We start from the raw sequence: 19,328 nt of genomic DNA on the forward strand, positions 1-19,328 counted from the left end.
TTGCGCTAGACACCTTCCGCCTCAAACGGAAGGTCTCTTATGCAGCGTTTCCAGCGCGCACTCCTCGCCATCATGTCGGCACTTGCGATCACCGTGATCGGCAGCGTGTCGACATTCGTTTCCACCACGGCCTCGGCCCAGACCGCAGGAAAACCCATGACCACAGCTTCAGGCTTGCAGACCATTGATAACGTTGTCGGCACCGGTGCCTCGCCGAAACCCGGCCAGATCTGCGTGATGCACTACACCGGCTGGCTCTACGAGAACGGCCAGAAGGGCAAGAAATTCGACTCGTCGGTCGACCGTAACGAGCCGTTCGAGTTTCCGATCGGCAAGGGCCGTGTCATCGCCGGCTGGGACGAGGGCGTTGCCACGATGAAGGTTGGCGGCAAGCGCACGCTGATCATCCCACCGCAGCTCGGCTACGGCGCCCGCGGCGCCGGTGGCGTGATCCCGCCGAACGCGACATTGATGTTCGACGTGGAATTGCTCGCGGTGAAGTGAACCTACGTCGTCATGCCCGGGCTTGTCCCGGGCATCCACGTTCTTTCCTTCGTGCAGCCAAGACGTGGATGGCTGGGACAGGCCCGGCCATGACGGATAGAGATCAGCGCAAAACAAAAAGACCGGCCTCGCGGCCGGTCTTTTCACTTTCAGATTGACGCGCGTCACTCCGCCGCGCGCTTTGCCGCAGCCGCGGCGCGATCGATTGCTTCCTTCGCGGCGTCCTTGGCGTCGCCCATGGCCTGTTGGCCCTTGCCCTTCACTTCCTGGACCACGCCTTCGCCCTTCAGGCGATCGGAACCGGTGGCTTCACCGATGCCCTGCTTGGCCTTGCCGATGGCCTCGTTGGCGGTGCCCTTGATCTTGTCGCTCGTGCTACCCATGAAACTCTCCTTCCAGTTGGCTCGCGAAAACAACGCCTGCCGACTACGAGAGTTCCGATTTTGGGTATGGCTTGATAGGCCCGCTTTGGTTAGCTTGCCGCGCACGGAACCAACAGAAAGCAAGTCCCATGACCGGCCATGACCACACGCATTCCCACCATGACCACGATCATGACGATCGCTGGAAACATGACGGCGTGCGCGTCATTCCCGGCAATCAGCTCGATACCAACGTGCCGTCGACGGCCGGCATGGACCGTGCGGCCGCGATCAATTTCGCGCGCGTCGGCGCGCAGAAATTGTGGGCGGGCACGGTCAGCATCAAGCCGGACGCCAAGACCGGTGCGCATCACCACGGCCATCTCGAAAGCGTCATCTACGTGGTGAAGGGCAAGGCGCGGATGCGCTGGGGCGAGAGCCTGCAATTCACGGCGGAGGCCGGCCCCGGCGATTTCATCTTCGTCCCGCCTTACGTGCCGCATCAGGAGATCAACGCCAGCCGGGACGAGGTGCTGGAATGCGTGCTGGTGCGCAGCGACGGCGAGGCGGTCGCGATCAACCTCGACATCGAGCCGGTCGAGAAGCCCGAGACCGTGCTGTGGATCGACCCCGTGCACCGGGATCCCAACGAGAAGAAGTAAGGGCCTGAAAGCCTGCTGGTTCTGTGCGACAGAACCACGCAGGGCACAGCCTTCAAAAAATATCCGGAAGCCGTGTCGGATGACTGCTGGGCCATCCGTCCTTGGGCAGAACCCCGCCCAAGGAGCCTCCGATGCCCAAAATGATCTTCGTCAATCTGCCGGTGACCGACCTCAAGCGCGCGACGGCCTTTTACGAGGCGGTCGGTGCGGTCAGGAACCCGCAATTCAGCGACGAGACGGCGAGCTGCATGGTCTTCTCCGAGACCATCTTCGCCATGCTCCTAACCCACGACAAATTCCGCAAGTTCACGCCGAAGCCGATCGCGGATGCCAAGACCTCGAACCAGGTGCTGCTCTGCCTGTCGGCCGACAGCCGCGACGAGGTCGACCATATCGTCGGCAAGGCCGAGGCCGCGGGCGGGGTGGCCGATCCCAGCCCGAAGGATGAGTACAGCTTCATGTACGGCCGCAGCTTCGAGGATCCGGATGGTCATATGTGGGGCGTGAACTGGATGGACATGGCAGCCTTCGCCGCGCAGTCCGACATGGCGAACGCCTGACCGAAGCCAACGAACATCGACCATCCCAAGAGGAGCATTCACGATGTCCAAGCTCGTGCCCTGCATGTGGTTCAACGGCGATGCCGAGGAAGCCGCGAAGTTCTACGTGTCGCTCGTTCCGAACTCGGAAATCACGCACGTCCAGCGCAACGTTTCGGACGGCCCGTCCGGCAAGACAGGCTCCGTGCTCGTCGTCGAGTTCACGGTGGCCGGGCAGCCCCTGGTCGCGCTCAACGGCGGCATGAAGGTGGAATATACCCACGCAATCTCCCTGATGATCCATTGCGACGACCAGGCTCAGGTCGACAGCGTCTGGAGCGCGTTCCTTGCTCATGGCGGCAAGGAGCAGCAGTGCGGCTGGATCAGCGATCGCTGGGGCGTATCCTGGCAGGTGGTGCCGAAGGTGATGTTCGAATTCCTGTCGAGCCCAGACAAGGCCGCGGCTGCGCGCGCGATGCAAGCCATGATGAAGATGGTCAAGCTCGATGTGGAAGTGCTGCGTCGCGCGTTCGAGGGCAAGTCGGCAGCGTGAGGTGGCATGCTCTAGCCACATATTCACTGTCATCGCCGGACTTGATCGGGCGATCCAGTACTCCGAGACGCTAGTGGTCAATCGATAGGCCGCGGCGTACTGGATGCCCCGCCTTCGCGGGGCATGACAGCGGAATTTGGGGCGAGGTCCGCCCTAGTAATTAATCCGCAGCCCCACGCCGCCATGGATGGTGTTCCCCACCGGCTGCGGGCCCAGCGTGCCGTTGGCGAACAGGTCGACGATCCAGCCCTTCTGCACGCGGAAGCCGAGGCGGCCGCCATATTCGAACCAACCTTGGTTGCCCATCGTCGGCACCACCAGGCCGTCGCCGGTCACGGTGGCGACTATGCCGCCATGGCTGGCGAAGGACTGCACCCAGCCGCCATTGATGTTGGTCTCGATGTTGCTGCCGAAGAGGTGCGTCCACTGGCCGCCGATCTTGACCAGGCTGGTGCGGTCGGTGCCGGTCGCAATGGTGGCGTCGAACGGATTGAACGCCACGGCGCTGTCCGAATAACCGGAGACGCGCTGCCAGAGCTGCCAGACTTCGATCGAGGCCGCGAATTCGTCGCGCGGGGACACGCGGCTCATCCAGCCGGCCCGGCCATAGACGGCGTAGTTCGACGCGTTGGTCGAGCCCGTGACGCTCACCGGCCCGAGGCTGGTGTTGTAGCTGCGGGTGTAGCGCGCCTTCTCCCACGGCGTCAGGATGGTGCCGACGTCGAAGAACGGGCGCGACGAGCCCCAGTCGGTGAAGTCATAGCGCAGAGCGAAGGCGCCGATCGGCGCGCTGGTGATATTGTAGCCGCCCTCGCTGTATTGCGTGTAGGCGATGCCGGCGAGCAGCGACAGGTTGTTGGTCAGCTCCTTGCGGCCGTGAATGCCGGCCGAGAACGAGCCGGCGGAGCCGAATGCGCTGATGCAGTCGCTGCAATTGACCTGCTCGTTGACGCCGAGCAGCACCGTGCCGAGCACCCGGTTGGTGATCATCTGGTTGAAGCGATGGTTGGCGAGGCCGCCGATCGAATTGCCGCTGGAGTCCGCGCCGGTCGGGCCCGAAGGTGGAGGCGGTGGATACGGGCTCGGCGAGGACGACGGATAGGGGCTTGGCGAAGGCGAGGGGGTCGGTGTGGGTGTCGGCGACGGCGACGGTGAATAGGTCGGCGACGGTAAGGGCGCCGGCCCACCGCATCCGGACTCGCAAGCCGCCTGCGCTGCCGCCGGTCGCGCATTGAACGCGAAGAACGCAAACGCAGCGGTTGCGGTCAGCGCGGCGGCGAGGACGAGGCGTCTGACGTCGAGTTTCGCCATCATCACCGCCCGCACAGCATGCCGTCGTCGTGGACGGCAGGCGTGATGGTCGGCGAGGCGTCCGCATACTGGTTGACCGAGCACAGCCCGGCGCTTGCGGCGCAGTTGGCGGCAAAGGTCCAGGGCGGCGTGTTGGTCTTGGTGATGCTGACCTTGCCGCCGGCCGAGGTGATGATTGCGGTGTCGCCGGGCTGGGTGAGCTGCACGCACTGGGAGCTCGTCGTGCAGACGCTGGCGGCGCCGTCCTGAAGCACGACGACGGAGCGGCCGCGCTGGGAGAGGATGTCGAGCGTGGTGCCACGCACACCGATGGTCGCGAGCGGTGTCGTGATTTTGTAGGCGGTCTTTTCCGAATGTCCGGTGACGAAACGGAATGCGCCTGTGGTCATGCGGATCGCGACGTCGCGATAGCTGTGCTCGTCGTTGAAGACGGTGCGGTCGAGCTTCAGCGTGGCGCTCGGGCCCAGCGAGAGGTTGGTGCTGTCGGCCATGACGAAGCGCGCGGCGCTGTCGGCACCGGTGCGCACGGTCTCGTCGCGCAACATGCTGTCGCCGACACTGATCGGCGTCGTGGTCGTGGCCACGCGCACCACGTCGTTCTGGATCACGACGGCTTCGCCGACGCGCGTCTGTGCCTGCGCGCAAGGCGTCGCGCAGACGAGTGCCGACAACAGAGTGGGGAAAAGCCAGAAACGCAAATTCATTTCGCAACCGATCGATATGTCCCTGATCGTACCGGATCGCGCGCGCTTCTGATGTGGCGAAATTATCACAAGCGGCGCTGGACGTGCGTTATGCTTAGTGACAGTTGCGGCAGAATGCGTTCAATGAAAAGTGCCGTCTTTGTTTTTCTCCGCGGTGAAGCAGATTTGCCACGCAAAATAGCCCCACAGCAGCCGTTCGAATTGCCCGCGGTTCCGAAGGTGTCGCAGAGCGCAGTGATCGCTGTCGCGATTTTCCTGGTCGCGCATCTCGCGCTGCTGATCGGCCTGACGGCGCCGGAGAAGTTCGTCTTCGACGAGGTGCATTACGTGCCGGCGGCACGGCAGATGCTGGCACCCACGCTATCGCAACCGATGCTCAACCCGATGCATCCGCCGCTGGCCAAGGAGCTGATCGCGGCATCGATCGCAGCCTTCGGCGACAATGCGCTGGGCTGGCGCTATCCGTCGACCTTGTTCGGCGCGCTCGCGATCGTCGCGATCTATCTGTGCGGGCTCGCGCTGTTCTCCGCGCAAGGGCCCGCGATCGCCGCCGCGGCGATCGCGGGCTTCAACCAGATGCTTTACGTGCAGGCGCGCATCGCCATGCTCGACATTTACGCGCTCGGATTCGGCCTGCTCGCGATTGCCGCCTTCATGCACGGCTTTCGAAGAGAGCGCCCGCATGCGTTGTTCGCGCTCGCGGGCGCCTTGTTTGGCCTTGCCGCGGCTTGCAAATGGAGCGGCCTGTTTCCGCTCGGCATCTGCATCGTTGTGGTTGCGGTGATCCGGCTGATGCAGGGCTGGCGCACGCTGTTCGCCGACGCGAAGCCGAGCGACTGGTATCGGCCCGATCTCTGGCCCGATCTTCGCGTGCAGCACGTCGCGCTCTGCTTCGCCGTGCTGCCGGCGCTGACATATCTTGCCGCTTTCGTGCCGCTCTACGGAGCGTCGCTGCCGGATCTGATCGAGGCGCAGCGCTGGATATTCGCCGACAACACCACGACCGCGATCGCCGGCCATACCTATATGAGCGCGTGGCCATCCTGGCCGCTGCTCGCGCGCCCGGTGTGGTTCCTGTTCGACAAGACCTCGGAGAACAATGTCTCCGCGATCGTCTTCCTCGGCAATCCGCTGGTCGCGTGGCCGGCGCTGCTCGCGCTCGCCGTCGTGCTGCGCGACTTCATCGTCGCTCGCCGCTGGGATGCGTTCCTGATCGCGACGTTCTATTTCGGCTCCTGGCTCGCCTGGGCTTTGCTGCCACGCACGCTCGGCTTCCTCTACTATTATCTGCCGGCCGCAACCGTGGCGTCGCTCGCGCTGGTCTATGTGCTGCGACGAGAGGGGCTGCCGCGCTGGCTGCTGTGGGCCTATGTCGGGGTCGCGGCGATCGGCTTTGCGGTGATGCTGCCGATCTCGGCGGCCTTCATCGGCACGTCCATGCAGACGTTCAACCGGTTGATGCTGTTCCAGAGCTGGATTTGAATTCGCCGCCTGTCACGATCGTGGCAGGCGGCGTGTTTCACGCGGCGATGACTTGAATTTCACTTGGACAATTTCACTTGGACGCCGTCGTCTTGGCTTCCATGTTGACGACCTGGACGCGGCGGTTGATCGGGTCGGCGCCATTGGCGGTGTCCTTCAGCTTGGTCTTGCCATAGCCGACGGTGACGAGCTCTGTGCCGTTGAGACCATAGTTCTGCACCAGGTACTTCTTGATGGTGTCGGCGCGCCGTTCGGAGAGGCCTTGATTGTACTCCTCGCCGCCGATCGCATCGGTGTGGCCGGCGACCACGAAGGTCGAGCCCTTCAGCGAAGGATCGGACAGCGCCTTGCCGAGCGCCTGCACTGACGGCACCGACGTCTTGGCGATGTCGGCCGAGTTGTAGTCGAACTGGATCTCAAGATCGATCTTCGGCTTGGTGGCGGCGAGCTCGGCGATTTGCTCGCGCTCGCCCATCGAGAGCGACCGGGTCGAGCGGTTGCGCACCGTGTTCAGGAACGTCGCTTCCTTGGCCTGCGCGGTCGGATCGGCCTGCGGACCGACGGACAGGCCGCGGGTCGCCGGCTTCGGCTTCAGCGCATCCAGAATCTGGTTGGCGGAGACGTTATCGCCGGCGAAAGCCAGGCCGGCCGTCATCGACAGCGCGGCCGTGAGGGTAATCGCCTTCAGTCCAAAAAACTTATCAAAACGGGTCATTATCGTATCCTCGCTGTTACGCCTGATGGCGATTTGATGTTGCGAGCGTAGGGAAGGTTCAACAGCCTCGATGTGATGCGTGTCACATTCCAGATGGCCGAAATGACCCGCGCATCCTAGCGCCGGCGCCGATCGGCATCCATGGCGTGTCGGGCCAGCGGCGGTGCCCTGCCACCGGGCGCTGTCTCATTCGGTATCGACAGCGGATTGCTGAACCGGCTGGACTCGCAGCCCGCGCAGGTACAATCTTTCGGCCATTGTTCGTCACCAGCCGTATTGCCGGCTGCGTCAGCAGCCCGAAAAGCGACCGTCGCAGCGACTCTCAGCTCGGTTCGAGCAGCAGAAATCCCCGAGTGATCCAGATCACAGTGCGTCGTTGTGAACTGGATCAGATTGCTCTCATCGGATTGGCTCAGGTCGAACCGAGAGCAGCGAGGAAGTTTGGATCAGGGGAGAATGATCATGCGCTTCTTGATCGCAGCAATTTCAATCGCAGTATTTCTCGTCAGCGGCAACGCGGCCTTCGCGGACAAGCGCGTCGCCTTCGTGGTCGGCAACGCCGCCTACAAGAACGTCCCGCAGCTTCCCAACCCCGCGATCGATTCCAAGGCGATGGCCAGGGTGCTGCGCAATGTCGGCTTCGACGTCGTCGAGGGCGCCAACCTCACCCGCGATGCCATGACCGCGAAGCTCCTGGAGTTCGGCAAGAAGAGCGAAGGCGCCGATGTCGCGGTGTTCTTCTATGCCGGTCACGGGATCGCCGTGAACGGCGTCAACTACCTGTTGCCGGTCGACGCCGACCTGAAATCCGAGATGGACGTCAAGCTGGGCGCGGCGATCAATGTCGACCTCACGCTCGATCAGACCATGTCGGACGCGAAGGTGAAGCTCGTGTTCCTCGACGCCTGCCGCGACAATCCGTTCGCGGCAAAGATCCGCTCGGCCAAGGCCACCCGCTCCGTCAACGTCCAGACCGGTCTTGCCGAGATGAAGTCGGGCGAGGGCACGCTGATTGCCTTTGCCACCGGCCCCGGTCAGACCGCACTCGACGGCGAGGCCGGCACCAACAGCCCGTTCACACGCGCGCTCGTCGCCAACATTGCCCAGCCCGGGATCGAGAGATGACCAAGGTCCGCGCCCAGGTCAGTGACGAGACCAGCAAGGGGCAATTGCCCTGGGGGCACACCAACCTGACGGGCAACGTCTATCTCAATCCCGTTGGCGTGCCGGCTGCGGCCACGACCGATCCGTCGAACGCACCGGTGTCGGCCGCGAGCAAGCAAGGCTCCGACGTCGAGCTCGAGTTCTGGCGCTCGATCAGGGACTCCAACAAGGTCGAGGAGCTCAACGCCTATCTCACCAGCTATCCCAATGGCACGTTCAAGTCGATCGCGCTCGCCCGCATCGCGGCGTTGCAGGATGGTCCATCCATCACCACCCGCAACCTCTCGGCCGGGATCGATCCCGCGACCTTTACGGAAGAAGCCAACCGGGTGTCTGAAGACCAGATCGGTCTGGACAAGAACCAGCGCCGCGACGTGCAGCGCCGCCTCACCGGGCTCGGCTTCGACGTCAAGGCGACGGGCAAGTTCGACGATGAGACCCGTTCCGTGATGAGGCGGTGGCAGGCTGCCCGTGGCTATCCTGCGACTGGTTACCTCAACAAGCTCCAGCACAAGGCCCTGCTGTCGGAGATTGTCTCGACCCGCGCGGCCTCCTCCGAACAGGCAGACGACGAGCCGGCGCGTCGCCGGTCCTCCGGCGGCGGCGGCCGGCGCCATTACGGCGGTGGCGGTGCCGGTCCGCCAGGCGGCCCCGGCGGTCTGTTCGGCGGTATGATGGGCGGGTTGTTCGGCCGCCGCTGAGCCGGCAGGCAAGCAACAGGCGGCCCGGCTCGGGCCGCCAATTTGTTCCGGAAACCCTTGCTCACCGATCGTCGCAAAGCCGTCGCGTGATGGCCTGCGTGCGAACAAGAATTCGGCCAGTTGGGCGCCTAGCAGGACTCCGCGTCCAATAACCGCCGAGGAAGGGAGCCGAGTTCAGTCCAGTGCCCAGGCCGAGTGATTACCAGTTCTATCGTGGCGGCCCGCCGGATCGGACAGTCTTTCTGAGCTCAATGCCCATCTATATCGGTGCGGCGATGATCGCGGTGGCGATCCTGCTGTCCACGCTGATCACCGGGCTGAGCAGCCGTTACGTCGGCCTCGACGGTCCGAACGACGAGAACATGTGGCTGGTCGACCGCCTCACCGGCAGCGTCTATCGCTGCCAGGCGGAGGGGCGTGGCAAAGCGTCCTGCGAGCCTGACGTTGCCACCGGCAGCCTCGGTGACCGGCCCAAGGTGCAAAAGAACGGCAATTGAGGCCTTTCACCCTCGCAGCGCAGCCATGGCCAACACCGTTGCGAGCAACGGCAAGATGAAGAGCGCCTGCATGCATTAAATGAAGGCGCAGAAGGCCATGTCGATGAAGTAAGGCGCGAGGCGCGCACGGTTCGGCCGCGCTGTCAGCAGTTGGCAGCGCGGCTTTTTCTTGAGATAGCTTCTTTGGCGTCTCTCTTTTTCCTGGCGCGAATCCGGCTACATTGCCTCCTGCAATGTCACGCGCGCCCAAACCCTTTCCGATCCCCGCGACACAGGCCCGGCAGATCTGGCTGCATGCCCAGCGGCTGGACGAGCGCGCGCCGTTCGGCGAGGGCGCGCGCGCGGTGGCGGATGCGATCGACCATCTCGGTTATGTGCAGATCGACACCATCAACGTGATCGAGCGCAGCCACCACCACATCCTGTTCAGCCGCATCCCGTCCTACCGGCGTGCCGATCTGCGCCAGGCCCAGAGCGTCGACAGGAGCGTGTTCGAATACTGGACCCATGCGCTGTCCTATGTGCCGGCGAACGATTTTCGCTTCTTCCTGCCGGCGATGCGCGAGCACCGGCGCGAGGGGCACAAATGGTACGCCTCGGTCAAGCCGGCCGATACGCGCAAGGTGATGCGGCTCCTGCGTGCCGGTCCGCTGACGATCCGCGACATCGAGGACGACGTGCTCACCGAGAAGGAGCATCTCTGGCAGAGCCGAAAACCCTCGAAGCGCGCGCTACAACTCGCCTTCTACACCGGCGTCGCGACCGTCAGCGCGCGCCAGGGCATGCTCAAGACCTATGAGCTGATGACGCGGCACTTCGGCTGGGACAAGCTGCCGAAGCCGGCGTCGGCGAGAGACATCACGGCCTATCTGCTCGACCGCGCGCTGCGGTCGCAGGGCGTGGTCAGCCTGGATTCGATCTGCCACCTCGATGCGCCGAGCAAGAAGGCGATCGCTCAGCTGGTCGCCTCGCGCGTCCGCCGCGGCGAGCTCGTGCCCGTTGCGATCGAAGGCGCCGGCAAGCAGGAGCATTGGGCCACGCCTGCGGCGCTGGAGCCGGGTAAGGGCGCTGCGCCCGATCTCGTTCACATCCTCTCGCCGTTCGATCCCCTGATCATCCAGCGCAAGCGCACCAATCTGTTCTTCGGCTACAACCACCTGTTCGAAGCCTATCTGCCGAAGGCCAAGCGCAAGCTCGGCTATTTCGCGTTGCCCGTGCTGGTGGGCGACGAGATCGTCGCGGCGCTTGACCTCAAGACCGATAGGCAGGCGAAAAAGCTGTTGATGCAGAAATGGACCTGGGTTGGGCAGGGGAAGAAGACGGCGGGGCGCAAGGAGCTGAAGCGCGTGATCGAGGAGGAGCTCGATCGCTTCGAGCGGTTTCAGCTCGCGGAGTGAAGGCCGGCCACTCGGCGTCGGTCTCGTAGGGTGGGCAAAGCGACTTGTCCGCCGTAGCTCGAAGAGCGAAGGCGGAAGCGTGCCCACCATCGTGGTCCGCGAAGGAAAATGGTGGAAACGGCGCTAACGCGCCTTTGCCCACCCTACAAGACCGTCAATCCAAACGCCGAACGCAATCCCGACCGCATAGGCCACCAGATTCCACAGCGAGAAGATCCGTCCTAACAGCAGCGCGCCCGCGGTGGTGAGCCGAAACGCATCGAGCCAGGGCGCATGCACCAGCCGGGAGAACTCGACGGCGATCGCGATCGCCACGGCGATGGCTGCAAGTCGGCTCCGTGATATCCCCGGCAGCAACACCCCGACCAGCAGAAACACCATCGTCGCCCACAGCAGCGAGCCGCCATACTTCACGACGAAGGCGGGAAGGTCGAGCGGAAAGCCGTACCAGCGCAAGGACAGCCCGCAGGCGATCACGACCAGCGCAAGGGCGGCGCGGGTCAGCGACCTCCGTCGCAGCGCAACAGGTTTATCCGGCTGCGCCCCGTGCATTGCTTGCTCCATTGACTCTTTCGCGGCGATGCTGAAAACCCCGGATCAGCCCATAAAAGCAACAACCCCGGGGGGAAGCCATGAGCCAGACCACGACCTATGCCGGTTCCGCCGGCTCAGCCAAGTCGGGAATCGAGACCTCGACGATCCGCGCCATCTCCTGGCGCCTGATTCCGTTCCTGGTGCTGGCCTACTTCTTCTCCTATCTCGACCGCGTCAATCTCGGCTTCGCCGCGCTGACCATGAACGCGGAGCTGAAGTTCACGCCGCTGATCTTCTCCTGGGGCGCCGGCATCTTCTTCATCGGCTATTTCATTTTCGAGGTGCCCAGCAATCTGGCGCTGGAGAAGTTCGGCGCGAGCCGCTGGATCGCCCGCATCATGGTGACCTGGGGCATCATCTCGGCGCTGATGGCGCTGGTCAGCGGCGTGACGAGCTTCTACGTCCTGCGCTTCCTGCTTGGCGTCGCCGAGGCCGGCTTCTTCCCCGGCATCATCCTCTATCTCACCTACTGGTACCCGGCCGAGTATCGCGCCCGCTTCCTCGCCGCCTTCGCCATCGCCGTGCCGGTCTCCACCGTGATCGGCGCGCCGGTCTCGGGCCTGCTGCTCGGGCTCGACGGCGCGATGGGGCTGAAGGGCTGGCAGTGGCTGTTCATCATCGAGGGCGTCCCCTCGGTGCTGCTGGGCATCGTCACCTGGTTCTATCTCACCGACAAGCCGGAGAAGGCGGACTGGCTCTCGGCCGATCAGAAGGCCTGGCTCAAGTCCAGGCTCGATTCGGAAATCGCGGCCAAGCAGGCGGTGAAGCATCTGTCGCTCGGCGAAGCGCTGTCGTCGCCGAAGGTGATCATGCTGAGCCTGGTCTATTTCGGCTTCGTCGGCGCGCTCTATGGCATGCAGTTCTGGCTGCCGCAGATCGTTAAGGCGTTCGGCCTCACCAACGCCCAGACCGGCTTCGTCACCGCGATCCCGTATCTGTTCGGCACCATCGCCATGATCCTGTGGGCGCGGCATTCCGATGCGACGCGTGAGCGCGTCATGCATGTCGGCGCGCCGCTGTTACTCACGGCCGTCGCGCTTGCCGCCTCCTCCTATCTCACCGATCCCACCATGACGATGGTGGTGCTCACCGTCGCGGCGATCGGCGTGTTCTGCTGCTTCGGCGTGTTCTGGACGCTGCCGACCGCCTGGCTCTCCGGCACGGCGGCGGCCGGCGCCATCGCGCTGATCAACTCGATCGGCAATCTCGCCGGCTTCGGCGGTCCCTACCTGATCGGCTGGGTCAAGGAAGCCACCGGCCAGACCTCGACCGGCTTGCTGGTGCTGGCCGTCCTGCCCCTGATCGCCGGCATTTTGGTTTTTGTCGGCGGCCACGAGAGCAAGCACGAGTTCGCCGGGCAGGGGCGGTAGAGCAGCACTCACCGCTGCGTAGCCCGGATAGAGCGAAGCGAAATCGGGACTGCTCGTGCTACAGCCTGCAGGCCCCGGATTGAGCTGCGCTCCATCCGGGCTAATCTGCACTGGCGCTTCTCTGCGAACCAGCCAGTCCGAGAAACACCAGAATAGCGCGATTGAGACGCAGCAGGTCGTCATCGTCTAGGCGTCCCACTAACGTTCCTACCTTGGCTTTTGGCACTGTAGTAATCTTGTCGACCATAAGTCGAGACGGAGCTCGAAGGCCGTTGCCGTCGTTCGGCTCGACCTTGAGCCGGAAAAGTGGCGCCTCGGTTTCGTCGGTCGTGAAGGCGCAGACAGTGATGGAGTTCGTCGCGTCAAAGCTGTCGTCCTGCACGATGACGACGGGGCGCGGCTTGCCCGCATAGTCCTTGCCGCCTGCCACCGTCCAGACCTCACCTCGCTTCATTCATCGGTCCAATCGGATACGGCATCAATGAAGCCTTGGTCTTCGGATTCATGTGAGCTCGTTGCGACCGCAAGCGATTGGCGATGGGCTTCCGATTGGAAGGAGGGCGAGCGGATATCCGGCACCCAGATCTGGATCGGCCGCAGGCCTTGTGCACGCAATCGATCGCGGTGGGCCTGCACCTTCATACGAGACGGCTTGGGCTTTGAAGGGCTCATATGTATTTCCGTTGGTTACATGTAACCCTATCAAGAAATGGTGCGCGTTGCCAGCGGCACAAGGCTCACCAATCCTTACCACCCCTTAACGATCACGCTTTCCTGATGACTGACGATTATTGACTTTTATCAGTGATTAGTCGACATTCCTCTCATTGCAGTCGCGGGAGTGTCCTCCGATGTTCGTTCGGTCAGTTTTGTCCTGCTATTCCAAGCTCTTGGCGGGTGTCTCGCTGGCCCTGATGGCCGCGGCGCTGGCCGGGTGCAATGACACCGTCGCTGAAAAGGCCGAGCCGCCCCGGCCGGTTCTGGTCGCGACCGCCCATTATGATGCCGAGACGCCGGAGCGCAGCTTCGTCGGCACCGTCAGGCCCCGGATCGAGAGCGATCTCGGTTTCCGCGTGGCCGGCAAGGTTGCCAAGCGCCTGGTCGAGGTCGGCCAGACCGTCGAAATCGGCCAGCCGCTCGCGACCCTCGACGAGGTCGATCTGAAGCTCCAGGCTGAACAGTCCGTCGCCGAGCAGACCGCTGCGACCGGCGTGCTGGCCCAGGCCGCCGCGGCCGAGCAGCGCGCCAAGGATCTGAAGGCCAAGGGCTGGACTACGGATGCGGCGATGGATTCGAGCCGCGCCGCCGCCGATGAGGCCCGCGCGCGTCTGGACCGAGCCGTGCGCTCGGTCGAGCTGACCAAGAATTCTCTTTCCTACGCGACGCTCAACGCCGACGCCCGTGGCGTCGTCACCGCAACGCTGATCGAGCCCGGCCAGGTGGTTGCCGCAGGCCAGACTTCGATCCGTGTCGCCCGCTTTGCCGAGAAGGAAGCGGTCGTCGCGATCCCTGAGACGCTGGTCGGACGTGCCAAGTCGGGCGCCGCCAGCGTCACTCTTTGGTCGGAGCCGGACAAGAAATATGCGGCCAAGCTGCGCGAGATCGCGCCGACGGCCGATCCGTCGACGCGCACCTATCTTGCAAAGTTCTCGCTGCCCGAGGCCGACGACAAGGTTTCGCTCGGCATGACCGCGACGCTGACGCTGTCGGATGCCGCGACGGAGCGCGTCGCGCGGCTGCCGCTGTCGGCGCTGTTCAACGAAGGCGGCAAGCCCTCCTTCTACGTCGTCGACGACAATGGCGCCGTCACGCTCAAGCCGGTCGTGGTGAAGTCCTACGAGAGCAACGACGTCATCATCACCAGCGGTGTCGAAGAGGGCGCCAAGATCGTAGCGCTCGGCGTGCAGAAGCTCGATCCGGGCCAGCGGGTGCGGATCGTCTCGTCACTGTCCTTCTAGTTTACGAGTCACGTCGTGTGAGGTGAGTTTCGGCCCAAGCGCAAATGCCGGGGCTGAAGCGGCGAAGCGATCCAGAACCTGCCCAGCCCCCTGGATTGCTTCGCTGCCTCGCGACGACGGTTTGAACAGAGTGGCTGTGGTTTTTTTGCAATTGGACCATCTTTGGAGAGTGCGATGAAGCGCTTCAACCTTTCGGCCTGGGCCGTCAGCCATCCGACGCTGGTCCTGTTCCTGATGATCATACTCGGCGTCGCCGGCTTCTTCTCCTATCAGAAGCTCGGGCGAGCCGAGGATCCGTTCTTCACGGTGAAGGTGGTCAACGTCTCCGTGATCTGGCCGGGCGCGACCGCGCAGGAGATGCAGACGCAGGTCGCCGACCCCATCGAGAAGAAGATCCAGGAGCTGCCCTATTTCGAGAAGGTGCAGACCTATTCCAAGCCGGCCTTCACCGCGCTCCAGGTGACCTTCCGCGATTCCACGCCGCCGAAGGACGTGCCGTATCTGTTTTATCTGCTGCGCAAGAAGCTCGCCGACGTGCAGGGCCAGTTGCCTTCGGGCATTCTGGGACCCGTCGTCAACGACGAGTTCTCCGACGTCGATTCCATCCTCTACATGATGACCGGCGACGGCGCCGACTATGCCCAGCTCAAGAAGGTCTCGGAAGGCTTCCGCCAGCGCCTGTTGAAGGTGCCTGGTGTGACCAAGGTCGACGTCTACGGCAACCAGGACGAGCGCATCTTCGTCGAATTCTCGCACGCCAAGCTCGCCACTCTCGGCATCACGCCGCAGGCACTGTTCGATTCGCTCGCCAAGCAGAACAATGTGACCCCGGCCGGCACGGTCGAGACCTCGTCGCAGCGCGTGCCGCTGCGCGTCACCGGCGCGCTCGATGGCGCCAAGGCCGTGGCCGAGACGCCGGTCGAGAGCAACGGCCGCGTGTTCCGTTTGGGTGATATCGCCACCGTCACCCACGGCTATGTCGACCCGCCGAGCTTCATCGTGCGCCAGGAAGGCAAGGCCGCGATCGGCATCGGTGTCGTCACCGCCAAGGGCGCCAACATCCTCGATCTCGGCAAGGAGGTCGAGAAGGCCACCGCCGAGTTCATGAAGGCGGTGCCGCAGGGCATCGACGTCAAGCTCATCGCCGACCAGCCCAAGGTGGTCGAGCACGCCGTCGGCGAGTTCGTGCACTCCTTCATGGAAGCCCTCGTCATCGTGCTGTTCGTCTCGTTCCTGGCACTCGGCTGGCGCACCGGCATCGTGGTCGCGCTGTCGGTGCCGCTGGTGCTCGGTATCGTCTTCGTCGTCATGAACATGATGTCGCTCGATCTGCACCGCATCACGCTCGGTGCGCTGATCATCGCGCTCGGCCTGCTGGTGGATGACGCGATCATCGCGGTCGAGATGATGGTGGTGAAGATGGAGCAGGGCTGGGACCGTTTTCGCGCGGCCTCCTTTGCCTGGGAATCCACTGCGTTTCCGATGCTCACGGGGACGCTGGTCACGGCCGCTGGCTTCCTCCCCATCGGCTTTGCCAATTCCGCGGTCGGCGAATATGCCGGCAGCATCTTCTGGATCGTGGCGATCGCGCTGGTCGCCTCCTGGTTCGTGGCGGTGATCTTCACGCCCTATATCGGCGTCATGCTGCTGCCCAACATCAAGGTGCACCACAATCACGATCCGCACGCGGTCTACGAGACCCGCATGTACCGCGGCCTGCGCGCCATCGTGCAATGGTGCGTCAACCACCGCATCACCGTGGTGGCCGCGACCGTCGGCGTCTTCATCGCCTCGATCGTCGGCTTCGGCCATGTCCAGCAGCAGTTCTTCCCGCTGTCGGAGCGGCCCGAGCTGTTCTTCCAGCTCCGCCTGCCCGAGGGCACCGCCTTCAACGTCACCGAGAAGGCGGTGAAGAAGGCCGAGACGCTGCTCAAGGACGACAAGGACATCGAGACCTATACGTCCTATATCGGCCAGGGTTCGCCGCGCTTCTGGCTCGGCCTCAATCCGCAGCTTCCGAACGAGGCCTTTGCCGAGATCGTCATCGTCGCCAAGGGCGTCGAGGCGCGCGAGCGCATCAAGGCCAAGATCGAGAACGCGGCTGCGGAGGGCATGCTGACCGAGGCGCGCGTGCGCGTCGACCGCTTCAACTTCGGTCCGCCGGTCGGCTTCCCCGTCCAGTTCCGCGTGATCGGCCCCGACGCCAACAAGGTGCGCGAGATCGCCTATCAGGTCCGCGACGTCATGCGGCAGAACAAGAGCGTCAAGGACGTCCAGCTCGACTGGAACGAGCAGTCGCCCTACCTCAAGCTCGTCGTCGACCAGGATCGTGCCCGCGCCATGGGCCTGACCCCGCAGGACGTCTCGCAGGCGCTGTCGATGCTGATCTCGGGTGCGCAGGTCACGACCATTCGCGACGGCATCGAGAAGGTGGCCGTGGTCGCCCGTGCGGTCCCGTCCGAACGTCTCGATCTCGGCGGCGTCGGCGATCTGACCATCACCTCGAAGAACGGCGTCGCCGTGCCGCTCCAGCAGATCGCCAAGATCGAGTATGCCCATGAGGAGCCGATCATGTGGCGGCGTAACCGCGACATGGCGATCACCGTGCGCTCCGACGTCGTCGACGGCGTGCAGGCACCCGACGTCACCAGCCAGATCACGCCGAAGCTGAAGGCGATCAAGGACAATCTCGAGCCGGCCTACCGCATCGAGCCGGGCGGGGCGTTCGAGGAATCCGCCAAGGGCAACGCCTCGATCTTCATCCTCTTCCCGCTGATGGTCATGGTGATGCTGACGCTGCTGATGTTCCAGCTGCAGAGCTTCTCGCGCCTGATCCTGGTGTTCCTCACCGCGCCGCTCGGCATCGTCGGTGCCTCGTTCGGCCTCAACGTCGCCAATGCCCCGTTCGGCTTCGTGGCGCTGCTCGGCCTGATCGCGCTCGCCGGCATGATCATGCGCAACACCGTCATCCTGGTCGACCAGATCGAGACCGACGTTTCCCACGGCTTGACCCGCCGTGAGGCGATCGTGGAGGCAACCGTCCGCCGCGCCCGGCCGGTGGTGCTGACGGCGCTCGCCGCGATCCTGGCCATGATCCCGCTGTCGCGCTCGGCCTTCTGGGGCCCGATGGCGATCACGATCATGGGAGGCCTGTTCGTCGCGACCTTCCTGACGCTGCTGTACCTGCCGGGCCTCTACGCCCTGTGGTTCAGGAAGAGCCTGGACGAGGCGGGCACCCCCGAGCAGCCTGCCGCGCCGCAGCATGGGAGCGATGACCAGCACGCAATTCCGCTTGCTGAAGCGGCTGAATAAATGAGAAGACTGCTGATGGACGAGTCCTGACACATGACACTGGTTGCGGAACATATCGAAGGCGACACCCGGGATCGTATCCTCGAGGTGGCTGAGCGGCTGTTCCGCCAGATCGGGTACCAGAAGACCACGGTCGGGGACATCGCCAAGGAGCTCAGGATGAGCCCCGCCAATGTCTATCGCTTCTTCGAATCGAAGAAGGCGATTCACCAGTCGGTGGCGCGGGCCTTGATGGGCGAGGTCGAGATCGAAGCGCAGCGGATCGTGGCGAGGCCTGGTCCGGTGCTCCCGCGCTTCCGCGAGCTGCTCACCACCATCCATCGCATGAACACCGAGCGCTATGTCGGCGATAACAAGCTGCATGAGATGGTCGAGATCGCGATGCAGGAGGACTGGGACGTCTGCGTCGCCCATATGGAGTGCATTGCCGGTGTCATCGGCCAGGTGATCGCGCAAGGGGTCGCGTCCGGCGAGTTCGAAGCGCCGGACCTGCAACTGGCCTCGATGTGCGCCTGCACCGCGATGATGCGCTTCTTCCACCCCCAGATGATCGCCCAGTGCGCCACCAAGCCGGGCCCGACCATCGACCAGATGATCGATTTCGTCATCGCGGGTCTGTCGCCGCGCCACTGACGGGCGCTGGAATTTCCCCTATAAACTGCTTAGCGCCGCCCTTAACGGGTGGATGGCGGGCAATGACGGACCAACAAACTCCGTCATTGCGAGCGCAGCGAAGCAATCCAGACTGTCTCCGCGGAGGGATTCTGGATTGCTTCGCTGCGCTCGCAATGACGAAAAGGAAGCAGCGCGTGACCGACAAAGACCTCTATTTCTACGAGCCCTCCAAGGGCCACGGCCTCAAGCACGATCCCTTCAACGCCATCATCGCGCCGCGGCCGATCGGCTGGATCTCCTCCCGCGACACCAAGGGCCACGTCAATCTCGCGCCCTACAGCTTCTTCAACGCCTTTTGCTACGTGCCGCCGATCATCGGGTTTTCCTCCACCAACTGGAAGGACACGGTGTCGAACATGGAGCAGACCCGGGAGTTCGTCTGGAATCTGACGACCATGGATCTCGCCAAGCACATGAACGCGACCGCCGCGCATGTCGGCCCCGAGGTCGACGAGTTCAAGCTCGCAGGGCTGACCGCCGTCCCCGGCAAGCTCGTCAACGTGCCGCGCGTGGCCGAGAGCCCGGTTGCCTTCGAGTGCAAGGTGTCCGACATCGTCCGCCTCAAGGGTGCCGACGGCAAGGAGGCCGATGCCTGGCTGACGCTGGGCGAGGTCGTCGCCGTCCATATCGACAAGGCCATGATCAAGGACGGCGTCTACCAGACCGCCGCCGCCCGCCCCATCGTCCGCGCCGGCCGTCGCGGCGACTACTTCGAGATCAAGCCGGAAAACATGTTCGAGATGGTGCGGCCGGACTGATCCGGGCGACCGCTCTTTCCACACGTCATTCCGGGGCGCGCCGTCAGGCGCGAGCCCGGAATCCATACTC

At 63.9% G+C, this 19,328-nt stretch carries 20 protein-coding genes and 1 pseudogene; 13 read left to right on the forward strand and 8 right to left on the reverse strand.

What is annotated here, in order from left to right; all coding sequences use genetic code 11:
- Positions 1 to 5: 5 nt before the first annotated feature.
- Positions 6 to 158 carry a hypothetical protein gene (locus AC1DW2_RS40345; RefSeq protein ID WP_224517873.1) on the reverse strand — a complete coding sequence of 51 codons (153 nt, stop codon included), beginning with the start codon at positions 156 to 158 and terminating at the stop codon, positions 6 to 8.
- Between AC1DW2_RS40345 and AC1DW2_RS40350 the strand changes: the two genes are divergently transcribed.
- Positions 106 to 504 carry an FKBP-type peptidyl-prolyl cis-trans isomerase gene (locus AC1DW2_RS40350; protein ID WP_354113368.1) on the forward strand — a complete coding sequence of 133 codons (399 nt, stop codon included), beginning with the start codon at positions 106 to 108 and terminating at the stop codon, positions 502 to 504. The genes AC1DW2_RS40345 and AC1DW2_RS40350 overlap by 53 nt on opposite strands.
- 164 nt (positions 505 to 668) lie before the next feature.
- Here AC1DW2_RS40350 and AC1DW2_RS40355 read toward each other — a convergent pair whose 3' ends face one another.
- Positions 669 to 887 carry a CsbD family protein gene (locus tag AC1DW2_RS40355; protein ID WP_028148583.1) on the reverse strand — a complete coding sequence of 73 codons (219 nt, stop codon included), beginning with the start codon at positions 885 to 887 and terminating at the stop codon, positions 669 to 671.
- 128 nt (positions 888 to 1,015) lie between these two features.
- Between AC1DW2_RS40355 and AC1DW2_RS40360 the strand changes: the two genes are divergently transcribed.
- The 3 genes from AC1DW2_RS40360 (at position 1,016) to AC1DW2_RS40370 (ending at position 2,620) form a co-directional block, all read left to right on the forward strand.
- Positions 1,016 to 1,528 (forward strand): cupin domain-containing protein, encoded by a 513-nt coding sequence (locus AC1DW2_RS40360; protein WP_028148584.1) that lies wholly within the window; start codon positions 1,016 to 1,018, stop codon positions 1,526 to 1,528.
- 131 nt (positions 1,529 to 1,659) lie between these two features.
- The gene (locus AC1DW2_RS40365) at positions 1,660 to 2,088 is read left to right on the forward strand and encodes a VOC family protein (protein ID WP_477008818.1); all 429 of its coding nucleotides are present in this window, start codon (positions 1,660 to 1,662) and stop codon (positions 2,086 to 2,088) included.
- Between the two features lie 43 nt (positions 2,089 to 2,131).
- Entirely contained in the window at positions 2,132 to 2,620 is a 489-nt protein-coding gene (locus tag AC1DW2_RS40370) for a VOC family protein (RefSeq protein WP_071916231.1), read from the forward strand.
- A 153-nt stretch (positions 2,621 to 2,773) separates the two neighbouring features.
- On the opposite strand, the gene AC1DW2_RS40375 is transcribed toward AC1DW2_RS40370, so the two are convergent.
- Both AC1DW2_RS40375 and AC1DW2_RS40380 read right to left on the reverse strand, forming a co-directional pair.
- Positions 2,774 to 3,931, reverse strand: coding sequence for a hypothetical protein (locus AC1DW2_RS40375; RefSeq protein WP_477008819.1), 1,158 nt, complete (start codon positions 3,929 to 3,931; stop codon positions 2,774 to 2,776).
- A 2-nt stretch (positions 3,932 to 3,933) separates the two neighbouring features.
- Entirely contained in the window at positions 3,934 to 4,635 is a 702-nt protein-coding gene (locus tag AC1DW2_RS40380) for a FecR family protein (protein ID WP_477008820.1), read from the reverse strand.
- 51 nt (positions 4,636 to 4,686) lie between these two features.
- Between AC1DW2_RS40380 and AC1DW2_RS40385 the strand changes: the two genes are divergently transcribed.
- Positions 4,687 to 6,117: a phospholipid carrier-dependent glycosyltransferase gene (locus AC1DW2_RS40385; protein WP_477008821.1), complete on the forward strand. Its 1,431-nt coding sequence runs from the start codon at positions 4,687 to 4,689 to the stop codon at positions 6,115 to 6,117.
- 73 nt (positions 6,118 to 6,190) lie between these two features.
- Here the strand turns inward: AC1DW2_RS40385 and AC1DW2_RS40390 are convergent, their stop codons facing one another.
- Complete coding sequence (locus AC1DW2_RS40390; protein WP_063985205.1) at positions 6,191 to 6,832, reverse strand: OmpA family protein; 642 nt, start codon at positions 6,830 to 6,832, stop codon at positions 6,191 to 6,193.
- A gap of 462 nt (positions 6,833 to 7,294) precedes the next feature.
- Here AC1DW2_RS40390 and AC1DW2_RS40395 point away from each other — a divergent pair.
- The 3 genes and pseudogenes from AC1DW2_RS40395 (at position 7,295) to AC1DW2_RS40405 (ending at position 10,591) form a co-directional block, all read left to right on the forward strand.
- Positions 7,295 to 8,697, forward strand: a pseudogene (locus AC1DW2_RS40395) (caspase family protein).
- A 251-nt stretch (positions 8,698 to 8,948) separates the two neighbouring features.
- Entirely contained in the window at positions 8,949 to 9,194 is a 246-nt protein-coding gene (locus AC1DW2_RS40400; RefSeq protein ID WP_477008822.1) for a hypothetical protein, read from the forward strand.
- Positions 9,195 to 9,427: 233 nt separating this feature from the next.
- A complete protein-coding gene (locus AC1DW2_RS40405; protein ID WP_477008823.1) occupies positions 9,428 to 10,591 on the forward strand; it encodes a winged helix-turn-helix domain-containing protein in 1,164 nt (387 codons plus the stop codon).
- Between the two features lie 123 nt (positions 10,592 to 10,714).
- Here the strand turns inward: AC1DW2_RS40405 and AC1DW2_RS40410 are convergent, their stop codons facing one another.
- Positions 10,715 to 11,143 carry a ribosomal maturation YjgA family protein gene (locus AC1DW2_RS40410; RefSeq protein WP_477008824.1) on the reverse strand — a complete coding sequence of 143 codons (429 nt, stop codon included), beginning with the start codon at positions 11,141 to 11,143 and terminating at the stop codon, positions 10,715 to 10,717.
- Positions 11,144 to 11,223: 80 nt separating this feature from the next.
- On the opposite strand from AC1DW2_RS40410, the gene AC1DW2_RS40415 reads away from it, so the two are divergent.
- Positions 11,224 to 12,555, forward strand: a complete 1,332-nt coding sequence (locus AC1DW2_RS40415) for an MFS transporter (RefSeq protein WP_477008825.1) — start codon at positions 11,224 to 11,226, stop codon at positions 12,553 to 12,555.
- 100 nt (positions 12,556 to 12,655) lie between these two features.
- On the opposite strand, the gene AC1DW2_RS40420 is transcribed toward AC1DW2_RS40415, so the two are convergent.
- Together AC1DW2_RS40420 and AC1DW2_RS40425 are read right to left on the reverse strand one after the other, a co-directional pair.
- Complete coding sequence (locus AC1DW2_RS40420; RefSeq protein ID WP_063985200.1) at positions 12,656 to 13,009, reverse strand: type II toxin-antitoxin system PemK/MazF family toxin; 354 nt, start codon at positions 13,007 to 13,009, stop codon at positions 12,656 to 12,658.
- Positions 13,006 to 13,227, reverse strand: coding sequence for an antitoxin MazE family protein (locus tag AC1DW2_RS40425; protein ID WP_063985199.1), 222 nt, complete (start codon positions 13,225 to 13,227; stop codon positions 13,006 to 13,008). Before AC1DW2_RS40425 ends, AC1DW2_RS40420 begins: the two co-directional genes overlap by 4 nt.
- A 179-nt stretch (positions 13,228 to 13,406) precedes the next feature.
- Between AC1DW2_RS40425 and AC1DW2_RS40430 the strand changes: the two genes are divergently transcribed.
- From AC1DW2_RS40430 to AC1DW2_RS40445, 4 genes are all read left to right on the forward strand, one after another.
- Positions 13,407 to 14,513 carry an efflux RND transporter periplasmic adaptor subunit gene (locus AC1DW2_RS40430; protein ID WP_477008826.1) on the forward strand — a complete coding sequence of 369 codons (1,107 nt, stop codon included), beginning with the start codon at positions 13,407 to 13,409 and terminating at the stop codon, positions 14,511 to 14,513.
- Positions 14,514 to 14,687: 174 nt separating this feature from the next.
- Positions 14,688 to 17,825, forward strand: a complete 3,138-nt coding sequence (locus tag AC1DW2_RS40435; RefSeq protein ID WP_477008827.1) for an efflux RND transporter permease subunit — start codon at positions 14,688 to 14,690, stop codon at positions 17,823 to 17,825.
- Positions 17,826 to 17,858: 33 nt separating this feature from the next.
- Positions 17,859 to 18,458: a TetR/AcrR family transcriptional regulator gene (locus AC1DW2_RS40440; protein WP_477008828.1), complete on the forward strand. Its 600-nt coding sequence runs from the start codon at positions 17,859 to 17,861 to the stop codon at positions 18,456 to 18,458.
- Positions 18,459 to 18,634: 176 nt separating this feature from the next.
- Positions 18,635 to 19,258 (forward strand): flavin reductase family protein, encoded by a 624-nt coding sequence (locus AC1DW2_RS40445; protein WP_028148599.1) that lies wholly within the window; start codon positions 18,635 to 18,637, stop codon positions 19,256 to 19,258.
- The last annotated feature ends 70 nt before the right edge of the window (positions 19,259 to 19,328 follow it).

It is taken from the genome of Bradyrhizobium sp. P3_C3 (genome assembly GCF_056402655.1).